The organism is Micromonospora halotolerans, assembly GCF_032108445.1.
GTDB lineage: Bacteria > Actinomycetota > Actinomycetes > Mycobacteriales > Micromonosporaceae > Micromonospora > Micromonospora halotolerans.
Genome location: NZ_CP134876.1, coordinates 1 through 12,929 on the forward strand (window position 1 = coordinate 1; position 12,929 = coordinate 12,929).

10 protein-coding genes and 2 rRNA genes are annotated in these 12,929 nt (G+C 67.1%); 5 read left to right on the forward strand and 7 right to left on the reverse strand.

Translation table 11 applies throughout. The features are described 5' to 3' along the window. The 3 genes from RMN56_RS00005 to tyrS form a co-directional block, all read right to left on the reverse strand. Window positions 1–2,994: ribosomal RNA gene (locus RMN56_RS00005) — 23S ribosomal RNA — on the reverse strand. A gap of 372 nt (window positions 2,995–3,366) precedes the next feature. Next, window positions 3,367–4,881 (reverse strand): 16S ribosomal RNA (locus tag RMN56_RS00010). The 16S and 23S rRNA genes sit together here, the layout of an rRNA operon. A 648-nt stretch (window positions 4,882–5,529) precedes the next feature. Beyond that, on the reverse strand, window positions 5,530–6,813 hold the full coding sequence (tyrS, locus tag RMN56_RS00015; protein ID WP_313724611.1) for a tyrosine--tRNA ligase: 1,284 nt from the start codon (window positions 6,811–6,813) through the stop codon (window positions 5,530–5,532). A gap of 103 nt (window positions 6,814–6,916) precedes the next feature. Here tyrS and RMN56_RS00020 point away from each other — a divergent pair, with 103 nt between their 5' ends. From RMN56_RS00020 to RMN56_RS00035, 4 genes are all read left to right on the forward strand, one after another. After that, window positions 6,917–7,306 (forward strand): PaaI family thioesterase, encoded by a 390-nt coding sequence (locus tag RMN56_RS00020; RefSeq protein WP_313721712.1) that lies wholly within the window; start codon window positions 6,917–6,919, stop codon window positions 7,304–7,306. 83 nt (window positions 7,307–7,389) lie between these two features. Then, the gene (locus tag RMN56_RS00025) at window positions 7,390–8,616 is read left to right on the forward strand and encodes an NRAMP family divalent metal transporter (protein WP_313721713.1); all 1,227 of its coding nucleotides are present in this window, start codon (window positions 7,390–7,392) and stop codon (window positions 8,614–8,616) included. Beyond that, window positions 8,613–8,993: a hypothetical protein gene (locus RMN56_RS00030; RefSeq protein WP_313721714.1), complete on the forward strand. Its 381-nt coding sequence runs from the start codon at window positions 8,613–8,615 to the stop codon at window positions 8,991–8,993. The genes RMN56_RS00025 and RMN56_RS00030 overlap by 4 nt, the downstream gene beginning before the upstream one ends. Next, window positions 8,980–9,297 (forward strand): PRC-barrel domain containing protein, encoded by a 318-nt coding sequence (locus RMN56_RS00035; protein ID WP_313721715.1) that lies wholly within the window; start codon window positions 8,980–8,982, stop codon window positions 9,295–9,297. The genes RMN56_RS00030 and RMN56_RS00035 overlap by 14 nt, the downstream gene beginning before the upstream one ends. Before the next feature lie 2 nt (window positions 9,298–9,299). Here RMN56_RS00035 and RMN56_RS00040 read toward each other — a convergent pair whose 3' ends face one another. The 3 genes from RMN56_RS00040 to RMN56_RS00050 form a co-directional block, all read right to left on the reverse strand. Beyond that, the gene (locus tag RMN56_RS00040; protein WP_313721716.1) at window positions 9,300–10,643 is read right to left on the reverse strand and encodes a hemolysin family protein; all 1,344 of its coding nucleotides are present in this window, start codon (window positions 10,641–10,643) and stop codon (window positions 9,300–9,302) included. 124 nt (window positions 10,644–10,767) lie between these two features. After that, window positions 10,768–11,394: a YgjV family protein gene (locus RMN56_RS00045; RefSeq protein ID WP_262287266.1), complete on the reverse strand. Its 627-nt coding sequence runs from the start codon at window positions 11,392–11,394 to the stop codon at window positions 10,768–10,770. 10 nt (window positions 11,395–11,404) lie between these two features. Then, a complete protein-coding gene (locus RMN56_RS00050) occupies window positions 11,405–11,908 on the reverse strand; it encodes a GNAT family N-acetyltransferase (RefSeq protein WP_313721717.1) in 504 nt (167 codons plus the stop codon). A gap of 158 nt (window positions 11,909–12,066) precedes the next feature. Here RMN56_RS00050 and RMN56_RS00055 point away from each other — a divergent pair, with 158 nt between their 5' ends. Further along, complete coding sequence (locus RMN56_RS00055; RefSeq protein WP_313721718.1) at window positions 12,067–12,363, forward strand: hypothetical protein; 297 nt, start codon at window positions 12,067–12,069, stop codon at window positions 12,361–12,363. Here the strand turns inward: RMN56_RS00055 and RMN56_RS00060 are convergent. Then, complete coding sequence (locus tag RMN56_RS00060) at window positions 12,333–12,809, reverse strand: cyclic nucleotide-binding domain-containing protein (RefSeq protein ID WP_313721719.1); 477 nt, start codon at window positions 12,807–12,809, stop codon at window positions 12,333–12,335. The two genes, RMN56_RS00055 and RMN56_RS00060, sit on opposite strands and share 31 nt — an antisense overlap. Window positions 12,810–12,929: the final 120 nt, after the last annotated feature.

A 12,929-nucleotide genomic window follows, 5' to 3' on the forward strand; every position in this document is an offset into this window, starting at 1 on the left:
GAAATCTCATCTTGAAGCGAGCTTCCGCTTAGATGCTTTCAGCGGTTATCCCTTCCGAACGTAGCTAACCAGCCGTGCCCTGGCGGGACAACTGGCACACCAGAGGTTCGTCCGTCCCGGTCCTCTCGTACTAGGGACAGCCCTTCTCAAGTATCCTACGCGCACGGCGGATAGGGACCGAACTGTCTCACGACGTTCTAAACCCAGCTCGCGTACCGCTTTAATGGGCGAACAGCCCAACCCTTGGGACCTGCTACAGCCCCAGGATGCGACGAGCCGACATCGAGGTGCCAAACCATCCCGTCGATATGGACTCTTGGGGAAGATCAGCCTGTTATCCCCGGGGTACCTTTTATCCGTTGAGCGACACCGCTTCCACATGCCAGTGCCGGATCACTAGTCCCGACTTTCGTCCCTGCTCGACCTGTCAGTCTCACAGTCAAGCTCCCTTGTGCACTTGCACTCAACACCTGATTGCCAACCAGGCTGAGGGAACCTTTGGGCGCCTCCGTTACCCTTTAGGAGGCAACCGCCCCAGTTAAACTACCCACCAGACACTGTCCCTGAACCGGATAACGGTCCGAAGTTAGATACCCAAATCAACCAGAGTGGTATTTCAAGATTGCCTCCACCCATACTGGCGTATGGACTTCACCGGCTCCCACCTATCCTACACAAGCTAACTCAAGTACCAATGTCAAGCTATAGTAAAGGTCCCGGGGTCTTTCCGTCCTGCCGCGCGTAACGAGCATCTTTACTCGTAGTGCAATTTCGCCGGGCCTGTGGTTGAGACAGTGGGGAAGTCGTTACGCCATTCGTGCAGGTCGGAACTTACCCGACAAGGAATTTCGCTACCTTAGGATGGTTATAGTTACCACCGCCGTTTACTGGCGCTTAAGTTCTCCGCTTCGCCCCGAAGAGCTAACAGGTCCCCTTAACGTTCCAGCACCGGGCAGGCGTCAGTCCATATACATCGAATTACTTCTTCGCATGGACCTGTGTTTTTAGTAAACAGTCGCTTCCCCCTGCTCTCTGCGGCCATACAACGCTCCACCCGCGCGGGGCTTCACGTCTCCGGCCCCCCTTCTCCCTAAGTTACGGGGGCAATTTGCCGAGTTCCTTAACCACAGTTCGCCCGATCGCCTCGGTATTCTCTACCTGACCACCTGTGTCGGTTTGGGGTACGGGCCGCTAAGAACTCGCTAGAGGCTTTTCTCGGCAGCATAGGATCACTGACTTCACCTGAATCGGCTCGGCATCACGTCTCAGCCTTAATGCGCCGCGGATTTGCCTACGGCACGGCCTACACGCTTACCCCGGCACAACCACCGGCCGGGCTCAGCTACCTTCCTGCGTCACCCCATCGCTTGACTACTACCCGCCAGGTTCCCACGCTCCCCACCATTGACCCGAAGGTCGCCGGCGGTTCGGGTGGTTAGCACAACGAGGTTCGTCAGGGTCGCTCTTTCGCGGGTACGGGAATATCAACCCGTTGTCCATCGACTACGCCTCTCGGCCTCGCCTTAGGTCCCGACTCACCCAGGGCGGATTAGCCTGGCCCTGGAACCCTTGGTCATCCGGCGGAAGGGTTTCTCACCCTTCTTTCGCTACTCATGCCTGCATTCTCACTCGTGCCGCGTCCACAACTGGGTCACCCCGTTGCTTCACTCGCGGCACGACGCTCCCCTACCCATCCACACACCTGCACAAGGAATCAAGTCCAAGCGAGGTTAAAATGTGAATGCCACAGCTTCGGCGGTGTGCTTGAGCCCCGCTACATTGTCGGCGCGGAACCACTTGACCAGTGAGCTATTACGCACTCTTTAAAGGGTGGCTGCTTCTAAGCCAACCTCCTGGTTGTCTATGCGACCCCACATCCTTTTCCACTTAGCACACGCTTAGGGGCCTTAGCTGGTGATCTGGGCTGTTTCCCTCTCGACTACGAAGCTTATCCCCCGCAGTCTCACTGCCGCGCTCTCACTTACCGGCATTCGGAGTTTGGCTGATTTCGGTAAGCTTGTGGGCCCCCTAGACCATCCAGTGCTCTACCTCCGGCAAGAAACACGCGACGCTGCACCTAAATGCATTTCGGGGAGAACCAGCTATCACGGAGTTTGATTGGCCTTTCACCCCTAACCACAGGTCATCCCCCAACTTTTCAACGTTGGTGGGTTCGGCCCTCCACGCGGTCTTACCCGCGCTTCAGCCTGCCCATGGCTAGATCACTCCGCTTCGGGTCTAGAGCATGCGACTAAAGAGCGCCCTATTCAGACTCGCTTTCGCTACGGCTCCCCCACACGGGTTAACCTCGCCACATGCCACTAACTCGCAGGCTCATTCTTCAAAAGGCACGCCGTCACCCCGCAAGGCTCCGACGGATTGTAGGCGAACGGTTTCAGGTACTATTTCACTCCCCTCCCGGGGTACTTTTCACCATTCCCTCACGGTACTCGTCCGCTATCGGTCACCAGGAAGTATTTAGGCTTACCAGGTGGTCCTGGCAGATTCACGGCAGATTTCAGGGGTCCGCCGCTACTCGGGAACACCCACAGAAGGTCAGCAACTTTCACCTACCGGACTATCACCGTCTACGGTCAGCCTTTCCAGACTGTTCGACTAGCCACTGACTTTGTAACTTCTCGAACAAGTGTCAGCTTGTTCAGCAGGGTCCCACAACCCCGACCACGCAACCCCTGACAGGTATCACACGCAGCCGGTTTAGCCTCAATCCGCTTTCGCTCGCCACTACTCACGGAATCACTCGTTGTTTTCTCTTCCTACGGGTACTGAGATGTTTCACTTCCCCGCGTTCCCCCCACACACCCTATGTGTTCAGGTGCGGGTGACACCACATGACTGGTGCCGGGTTTCCCCATTCGGACACCCTGGGATCACAGCTTGGTTGACAGCTCCCCCAGGCCTATCGCGGCCTCCCACGTCCTTCATCGGCTCCTGGTGCCAAGGCATCCACCGTTCGCCCTTGACAACTTGACCACAAAGATGCTCGCGTCCACTGTGCAATTCTCAACAAACGACCAACCCACAACCCGATCCGCCCCACACCAGCAACCCCTAACCAGGGATCCGGTATGCGAGGCCAGGTCATGCCTGGCGCCGGCGGAACTCTCGGTTCCGCTCACGGCTCTGAAAGACAACCGAGGTTGTTCCTTCAGGACCCAACAGGGTGCTTTGCACTCGCCGCCAGCCGCACCAGGACCCCGTTCCACACCACCGAAGTGGCCGTACTAGAAGGAACCTGGCCGTTGCCGGCACCGAGCTCGCCAGTGTCTCCGCCATTGAGCACCCCGACCCGACATTCGCGGGCCGCGGGCTCCTTGCACCCTTTCGGGTGAAGGTGCTCCTTAGAAAGGAGGTGATCCAGCCGCACCTTCCGGTACGGCTACCTTGTTACGACTTCGTCCCAATCGCCAGCCCCACCTTCGACGGCTCCCTCCACAAGGGTTGGGCCACCGGCTTCGGGTGTTGCCGACTTTCGTGACGTGACGGGCGGTGTGTACAAGGCCCGGGAACGTATTCACCGCAGCGTTGCTGATCTGCGATTACTAGCGACTCCGACTTCACGGGGTCGAGTTGCAGACCCCGATCCGAACTGAGACCGGCTTTTTGGGATTCGCTCCACCTCGCGGTATCGCAGCCCATTGTACCGGCCATTGTAGCATGCGTGAAGCCCTGGACATAAGGGGCATGATGACTTGACGTCATCCCCACCTTCCTCCGAGTTGACCCCGGCAGTCTTCGATGAGTCCCCGCCATAACGCGCTGGCAACATCGAACGAGGGTTGCGCTCGTTGCGGGACTTAACCCAACATCTCACGACACGAGCTGACGACAGCCATGCACCACCTGTGACCGCCCCCGAAGGACCTCACATCTCTGCGAGTTTTGCGGCCATGTCAAACCCAGGTAAGGTTCTTCGCGTTGCATCGAATTAATCCGCATGCTCCGCCGCTTGTGCGGGCCCCCGTCAATTCCTTTGAGTTTTAGCCTTGCGGCCGTACTCCCCAGGCGGGGCGCTTAATGCGTTAGCTGCGGCACAGGGAACCGGAGAGGCCCCCCACACCTAGCGCCCAACGTTTACAGCGTGGACTACCAGGGTATCTAATCCTGTTCGCTCCCCACGCTTTCGCTCCTCAGCGTCAGTATCGGCCCAGAGACCCGCCTTCGCCACCGGTGTTCCTCCTGATATCTGCGCATTTCACCGCTACACCAGGAATTCCAGTCTCCCCTACCGAACTCTAGCCTGCCCGTATCGACTGCAGGCCCGCAGTTGAGCTGCGGGTTTTCACAGTCGACGCGACAAGCCGCCTACGAGCTCTTTACGCCCAATAAATCCGGACAACGCTCGCGCCCTACGTCTTACCGCGGCTGCTGGCACGTAGTTGGCCGGCGCTTCTTCTGCAGGTACCGTCACTTACGCTTCGTCCCTGCTGAAAGAGGTTTACAACCCGAAGGCCGTCATCCCTCACGCGGCGTCGCTGCATCAGGCTTCCGCCCATTGTGCAATATTCCCCACTGCTGCCTCCCGTAGGAGTCTGGGCCGTGTCTCAGTCCCAGTGTGGCCGGTCGCCCTCTCAGGCCGGCTACCCGTCGTCGCCTTGGTAGGCCATCACCCCACCAACAAGCTGATAGGCCGCGAGCCCATCCCAGGCCGAAAAACTTTCCACCTTCCCTCATGCGAGGAAGGGTCATATTCGGTATTAGCCCCGGTTTCCCGGGGTTATCCCAAAGCCTAGGGCAGGTTGCTCACGTGTTACTCACCCGTTCGCCGCTCGAGTACCCCGAAGGGCCTTTCCGCTCGACTTGCATGTGTTAAGCACGCCGCCAGCGTTCGTCCTGAGCCAGGATCAAACTCTCCAACAAAAATCTTTGTTGAACAATCATCCTGACAACAAAAGTGTTGCCAAAGGAATCCCAACCAGCAAAGCCTCCAAAAGAAGACCTGCCAGTCCGGGGTATAAATCAATTTGGCACTGGCTTATCAAGCACCCTGTTGAGTTCTCAAAGAACAACCACACACCATCCGAAAACCCCACACCGTGAGGCCCCCGTCCGGGGCATTTCGTTCAACCGCACCCGCCGCTCTCGCGCCGGGCACTTTTACTACGTTACCCGCTGGTTTCTGCCGTGTCAAACCGGTGTTTCGCGGTTTGTCATGCTTCCACCCTATTAACCGGGCACCACCAATCGACCGGCTGGCGCCGGGCGCTTCGTGGGTTTCGGCAGGACGGCCGCCGCGGTTTCCCGCTCGCTCGTCCGTGTCCCTGCCGGTCGACAACCTTACCCGGTCGGTTCCGCCTCACCAAATCCGCCTCCCGGCGAATCGGGGCACCGCCCGGTCCAGGGTCCGATGGAGTCAACCATCCTCACCCGGTCGTCATTCCCGCGCTCCGGCCTCCAGGTCTTTCGCCTGTTTCGTCCGTTCCGCGCTGGCAGAGAGAAAGCTACGCGCCCGGCGGATTGATCGTCAAATCCGCCGGGCGCGTCCCGCGTCACACCGTCGACGGACGGCTATCTGCCCAGCTCGACGCCGGCGAAGTTGCGCTTGCCCCGGCGCAGCACCAGGTAGCGGCCGTGCAGCAGGTCCGCCGGCGACACCGTCGCGTCCACCTCGGCGATGCGCACGTTGTTGACGTACGCGCCGCCCTCGGCGATGACCCGGCGGGCCTCCTTCATGCTCGGCACGAGACCCGACTCCTTGAGCAGGCCCGCGACGTCGGGCAGCTCGTCGAGGTGCACCAGGCCGGCCTCGGTGAGCGCGGCGCGCAGGGTCTCCGGAGCCAGTTCGTCGAGCGCGCCGCGACCGAAGAGCGCCTGGCTCGCCGCGACCGCCTGGGCCATCTCCCGCTCGCCGTGCACCAGGGCGGTCAGCTCCTCGGCGAGGGCCCGCTGGGCGAGCCGCGCCTGCGGGCGTTCCGCCGTGGCCTTCTCCAGCTCCTCCAGCTCCTGCCGGGAGCGGAAGCTGAAGTACCGCAGGTAGCGGGTGACGTCCCGGTCGTCGGCGTTGACCCAGAACTGGTAGAAGGCGTAGGGGCTGGTCATCTCCGGGTCGAGCCAGACCGCGCCGGTCTCGCTCTTGCCGAACTTGGTGCCGTCCGACTTGGTGACCAGCGGGGTGGTGAAGGCCTCCACCGGTCCGGCGCCACGGCGCCGGATGTAGTCCACCCCGGCGGTGATGTTGCCCCACTGGTCCGAGCCGCCGTACTGGAGCTGGCAGCCGTGCCGCCGGTGCAGCTCGAAGAAGTCGTTGGCCTGGAGCAGCTGGTAGCTGAACTCGGTGTAGCTGATCCCGGTCTCCAGCCGGGCCTTGACCACCTCCCGGGCCAGCATCTTGTTCACCGGGAAGTGCTTCCCCACGTCCCGGAGGAACTCCACCACCGACATCTCGCCGGTCCAGTCCAGGTTGTTGACCAGCTGGGCCGCGTTCTCCCCCTCGTACGTCACGAAGGGCGCGAGCTGGTCGCGGATGCGCTGGACCCAGCCGGCGATGACCTCGGGCGGGTTCAGGGTGCGCTCGGCGCTCTCCTTCGGGTCGCCGATCTGACCGGTGGCGCCGCCGACCAGCAGCAGCGGCCGGTGCCCGGCGAGCTGGAGCCGGCGCGCCATGACGACCTGCATGAGGTTGCCGACGTGCAGGCTGGGCGCCGTCGGGTCGAAGCCCACATAGAAGGTGGTGCTCCCGCCGTCGAGCAGCGCGCGCAGCTCGTCGAGGCCGGTCGAGTCCTGGATGAGGCCCCGCCACAGCAGGTCTTCGGTCAGGGAGTCCCGCCCCTGCGGGTGGTTGCTGTCGGTCACGGTCACCGATTCTCCCCCATCGCGGGCCCGGACCCGTACCGGGTTTGGCGACATCGGTGCCGACTAGGCTGGCGACGCCGTCGCGCGAGAGGGAGGGATCGCTGTGGAGGAGCCGGATCTGACCGGGGGCTTCGTCGCCCTGCTGGGCCTGAAGTTCGACGAGGTGAGCGGGGACCGGGTGGTCATCCGCTGGCAGGTCCGTCCGGAGCTGCACCAGCCGTACGGGATCCAGCACGGCGGGGTCTACTGCTCGGTCGTGGAGACGGCGGCCAGCATCGGCGGCGCCCTGTGGCTGGGCGACAAGGGCAAGGTCGTCGGGGTGTCCAACCAGACCGACTTCCTGCGCGCGGTCCGCGACGGGGAGCTGACCGCGGTCGGGACCCCGATCCATCGTGGCCGCAGCCAGCAGCTCTGGCTCGTGGAGATCACCGACGAGGGCGGCCGGCTGGTGTCGCGCGGCCAGGTGCGGCTGCAGAACCTCACCTCCGCCTGATCGCGGGCTGATCGATTCGCCCCAGATCGGGGATCTGACGCCGATATCGTCGCGTCGATGAGCCCGGCCACTCCCGACCCGACGTGAGGAAACTCTTCGCGGCCACGCTCGGCGTGCTGTCCGCCGTCGGCGGCTTCGTCGACATCGGCGACCTGGTGGCGGCGAGCCAAGCCGGCGCCCGCTTCGGGATGGCCCACGCCTGGGTGCTGCTTGTCGGGGTGGTGGGCATCTGCGCGTACGCGGAGATGGCCGGCCGGATCGCGGCGGTGAGCGGCCGGGCCGTGTTCGACCTGGTCCGGGAGCGGCTGGGGCCGCGGGTGGCGCTGCTCAACCTGGTCGCCTCCTGGCTGGTCACGGTGATCACCCTGGCCGCCGAGCTGGGTGGGGTGGCGCTGGCGTTGCAGCTCGCGACCGGGTGGAGCCACCTGCTCTGGGTGCCGGTGGCCGCCGTGGCGGTCTGGCTGGTGTTGTGGCGGATGCGTTTCGAACTGATGGAGCGGGTCTTCGGTCTGGCCGGGCTGGCGCTGCTGGTCTTCGCGGTCGCGCTGTTCGCGCTGCCCACGGACTGGGCGGAGCTGGGGCACGGCGCCTTGCGCGTCAGCTCCGCCGGCGAGAGCTGGTCGGTGTACTGGTTCGTGGCGGTGGCGCTGTTCGCGTCGACGGTCAGCCCGTACGAGGTGTTCTTCTTCTCCTCCGGCGGGGTCGAGGAGCGGTGGAGCGCCGCCGACCTGGCGCACGCCCGGTCGAACGTGCTGATCGGGTTTCCCGTCGGGGGCTTCCTGGCGCTGTCGCTGATCGCCGTGGCGACGGTGGCGTACCACCCGTCCGGGGCGTCGCTGGACACCCTCGACCAGGTGGCCCGGCCGGTGGTGACCGCGCTGGGCGGGGCCGGCCTGGCCGCCGCGGTGCTGGCGTTCTTCGCGGTGACCTTCGGGGCGGCCCTGGAGACCGGCCTGTCCGCCGCGTACGCGGCGTCGCAGTACTTCGGCTGGCAGTGGGGGAAGCGGGTCAGCCCCCGGGAGGCGGCCCGGTTCCACAGCGTGCTGCTGGTCGGGCTGCTGCTCGGGGTGCTGCTGCTGATGACCAGCGTGGACCCGATCCGGCTCACCGAGTACATGCTGGTGCTCAGCGCCGTGGTGCTGCCGCTGACGTACCTGCCGATCCTGGTGGTGGCGAACGACCGCAACTACCTCGGTGACCGGGTCAACGGGTGGTGGACGAACCTGCTCGGGGCGCTGTTCCTGCTGCTCATCGTCGCCGCCTCGGTGGCGGCGCTCCCGTTGGCGATCATCACGAGGATGGGGCGATGAGGATCCAGCTCGCCAAGCAGTTGCTCGACCGGCAGATCGTCGACGTCGACGGCCGGTTGGTCGGGCGGGTCGACGACATCGCGTTCGCCGTCGACGAGGACGGCTACCCGTACGTGGACTGCCTGCTCACCGGGCAGGAGGCGCTCGGGCAGCGGATCGGGGGCCGGATCGGGCGGCTGCTGGTGGCCGTCGCCGACCGGTTCACCGACGACCCGCCGGTGCCTCCGCTGCGGGTCGCGCTCACCCAGGTCGACCGGGTCGACAGCGTGGTGTGGCTGCGCTGCCCGGCGGCGGACCTGCCGCCCTCGCCGGTGGAGTCCTGGCTGCGCCGGCACCTGATCGACCGGATTCCCGGAGCGGGCCGTGCGAGCGGGTGAGCTGCTCGGCCGGACCGCGTACGACCTGCACGGGCGGCGGTTGGGCCGGGTCGTCGACGTGGTGGTGCGGGGCGGCTGGCCACCGGAGCGGCTGCGGATCACCGACGTGATCGTCGCCGGCCACTGGTGGACCCGGGTCACGAGCCGGCTGATCGGGCCGGAGCGGCATCCGTCGGGGCCGTGGCTGCTCCGCGCGATCGCCCGGGTGCTGGGGCGCAGCACCCTCCAGGTGCCCGCCGACTCGGTGCAGCTGCTCCCACCGGTGTCCGGCTTCCCGTTCGGCCCGCCGGCCGGGCGCCGCTGAGGTCAGCCCCGGGCCTCGTCGAGGACCGGCGTGCCGTGGCCGTCGGCACGCTCGGCGTCCTCGACGTGGTCGCGGCGGGTGTGCCGGCGGATCCGGACCTCGGTGATGGCGTGGTGGTCGACGCCGCCCACGGCCAGGTCCCAGCCGTCGACCCGGACCCGCTCCCCGGCCACGGTGGGGATGTGCCCGAGGCAGATGAGCACGAGCCCGGCGATCGTGGTGTAGTCCCCCGGCGGCCGGTTGGGCAGCTCGACGCCCAGGTCGGTGAGGTCGTGCACCGGGAAGGTGCCGGGCAGCACCAGCGTGCCGTCCTCCTCCGTGCGGACCGAGCCGAGGTCCCGGTCGGTCTCGTCGTAGATCTCGCCGACGATCTCCTCGAGGATGTCCTCCAGGGTGACGATGCCGTCGACGGCGCCACGCTCGTCGACCACCAGCGCGATGTGCTGGCGTTCCGCCTTGAACTGGCGCAGGGCGTCGACCACCGGCAGCGAGTCGGGCAGCAGCATGGGGGGTCGCGCGATCTCGTCGACCGGCCGGTCGTCGGGGACGCCGACCAGGTCGCGCAGGTGGATCACTCCGACCGCGTCGTCCAGGCCGCCGTGCCGGACCACCGGCGCCCGGGAGTGGCCGGTCGCGGCGAGGACCAGCCGGGCGGCCTCCGCGGTCGTCCCGCTGTCCAGGGTGAAGACCTGCAATCGGGGTACGAGCACCGCGCGCAACTGCCGGTCGGCGATCTCCACGGCGCCGGCGATGATGGTCCGCTGCTCCTTGGTGAAGCCGTGGTTGCCGGCCACGATGTCACGCAGTTCGTCGGGGCCGATCTCGTCCGGCTCGTGTTTCGGGTTGAGCCCGAACAGGCGGACCACCAGGTCGCTGGTGGCGCCGAGCGCCCAGACCGCCGGTCGGGTCACGCTGGCCAGCAGGTCGAGCGGGCGGGCCACGACGAGGGCCCACCGCTCGGCGGACTGCATGGCGATCCGCTTCGGGGCCAGCTCGCCGAAGACCAGGGTCACGAACGTCAGCGCCAGGGTGACCCCGACGATGGCGACCGTCTCGGCGGCGTCACCGAACGCCCCGAGCAGCGGGACGAGGGGCTTCGCGAGGGACACCGCCGCGGCGGCGGAGGCCAGGAAGCCGGCCAGGGTGATCCCGATCTGGATGGTGGCCAGGAACCGGTTGGGGTCCTTGGCCAGCCGGGCCAGGGTGCGCCCGGCCCGGCTCGCGCGTTCCAGCCGCTGGAGCTGGCTGTCGCGCAGCGACACCAGGGCCATCTCGCTGCCGGCGAAGGCCGCGTTGACGATCACCAGAACTGCGACCAGGGCCAGCTGGCTCCAGTAGCTCTGCACGCGCGGTTCTCTCCCTCGACCCGACCCGGGCCGGCCGCCGTGGCCGACCCGTCGCCGACCGTGGCCCGGGCGGCGTCGCCCCTCTGTGCCCCGCGGGCGGGCCGCGCAATCCTCCGGTCGCGGGTCAGGCGGGCGCGGGCAGGTCCAGCACGTACGCGTCGCCCTCCGGCCGGAAGCCCAGCCGGTGGTAGTAGGGGGCGACCATGCCGCGCGGGCTGACGACCCGGCGAAAGCCGCGGTCGGTGAACAACCGGCTGCGCCGGTAGACGAACTCGCCGGGGGTGAAGTCGCGGAACGGCGGGGTCACGTAGTCGAGGTCGATCTGCGCCACCCCGCCGGCCTCGGCGTGCGAGACCACCACACCGACCACCTCGTCGGCGCGGACCACCAGGAACGCCGAGCGGTCGGCCGCGGCCGGGTCCCAGCGGAAGTCGGGGTTGAACCGGGCGATGTCGGCGGCGTGCACCCGCAGGGTGTGGGCCAGGAAGGCGTCGCCGGTGCCCACCTCGACCACCTCGTAGGTCTGCGCGTCGTGGCGGGTGGCGAGCATCGTCCGCAGGTACCAGACGTTGATCACGGCGAGCACCACGTTGAGCCCGACCATGGGCCACACGTGCACGGCGGCGTTGTAGCCGATCAGGATGAGGCAGCCGACCAGGTTGAGCGCGCGAAGCCGCAGGATGCGGGTCTGCAGCAGCGACCAGACCAGCAGCGCGGAGCCGGCCCAGCCGACGAGTTCCAGCCAGTTCACCCCGGGGAGACTAGTGGTCACCCAGGTCAGCCGGCGCGGCGGGCAGCTCCAGCAGGTGTTCCTCGACCTCGGCGCCGCGGCTCTCCGCGTACCCCGAGTCCTCGCCGACCACGACGAAGCCGCACTTGCGCAGCACCGCCAGGGAGGCGGCGTTGTCCTTGGCGGCGCGGGCGTGCACCGGCCGCTGCGGCAGCTCGCGCAGCAGCGCGGCGAGCGCCGCGGTGGCGTGGCCCCGACCCCAGCGGGCGGGGTCGATCCAGTAGCTGACCTCGGTGCGCTCCCCCACCGGGAAGGCGGCCACGCGCCCGACCACCGCGCCGTCGACCGTCACCGTGCGGTTCACGATGCGCGGGTCGGCCCGGATGCGGGCCCAGTGGGCGTCGAAGGCGGCCCGGTCGGCCGGGTCCTTCGGGCCGAACGCGGCCATCCAGTTGGCCTGCGGATCCTGCTCGTGGGCGAAGAACGCCGGCAGGTCCTCGTCGCGTACCGGGCGGAGCCGCACCTCACTGGTCATCGCCGGAGGATACGCGGACCCACCGACGGAACCGGGGGTTCGGGCCGCCCGCTCGTGTCGGCGCCGGAGGAACGGCCGGCGGGCGTCGCATCACCCGGGCGATGGACCGGCGCCGAAGTCGGTGCCGGACGGACCGGGTGGGAGCAGAGGATCCACGGATGAACAGGATGCTGCACCGCCCGCGGCGCCGGGCGTTCCCGATGCGTACCGTCCGACCTTCCGTCGTCGGCCCCACGGCGGCCGGCCCGCGTGCCCTGGGCCCGACGGCGGCCGCGCCCCTGGCGCTCGCCGCGGCGGCGATCGGGGCCGTGGCGATCGGCCGGCTGATGATCGCGCGCCTGGCCGTCCGCCGGGCGGTGATCCGGGAGCTGCGGATCGGCCGGCTGGAGGTGGACGAGCTGGTCGTCCACCGGCACGCGGCAGGTCAGCCGGTCGGCGGAAGCGCCGTCGGGTAGCCGTACAGGTCCAGCAGTCGCACCCGGGACGCCTGCAGCCGGTCCACCACGACGCTCATGAAGCGGGTGGTGAGCTGCCGGCCGACGGCGTCGTCGGACTCCATCAGCCGGCGCACCCCCGCGGCGCTGAACTCGACCGCGGTGCTGCGCTGGACGGCGACCGCGCCGAACTGCCAGCGGTAGGGCGGGAACAGCCACGACCAGCCGAGCACCCCGCCCGGGCCGATCGTCTCGATCCCCACGTCGCCGCGGCCGGGCACCGGGAAGTCCAGCGCCACCTGGCCGCCGCGGACCAGCCAGAACCGCTCGGCCGGCTGTCCCGCGCGGAACAGCCGGTGCCCGGGGTGCCAGACCACCGGCCGGGCGTAGCCGGTCAGCGGGGGCAGCCACTCCTCCGGCAGCCCGGCGAGGAAGGGGTGTACACGGAGCATCTCCAGCGGGGTCATCGGTCGCTCGCCTCCCAGGGTCGGACGGGGGACCCCGGCCGCCCACCGGGTCAGGGTGCGCACGCGGCACGGGCGGATCGTCCCGACTCCATCGGACTCCGGTCCGGCCCGGACCGTCAG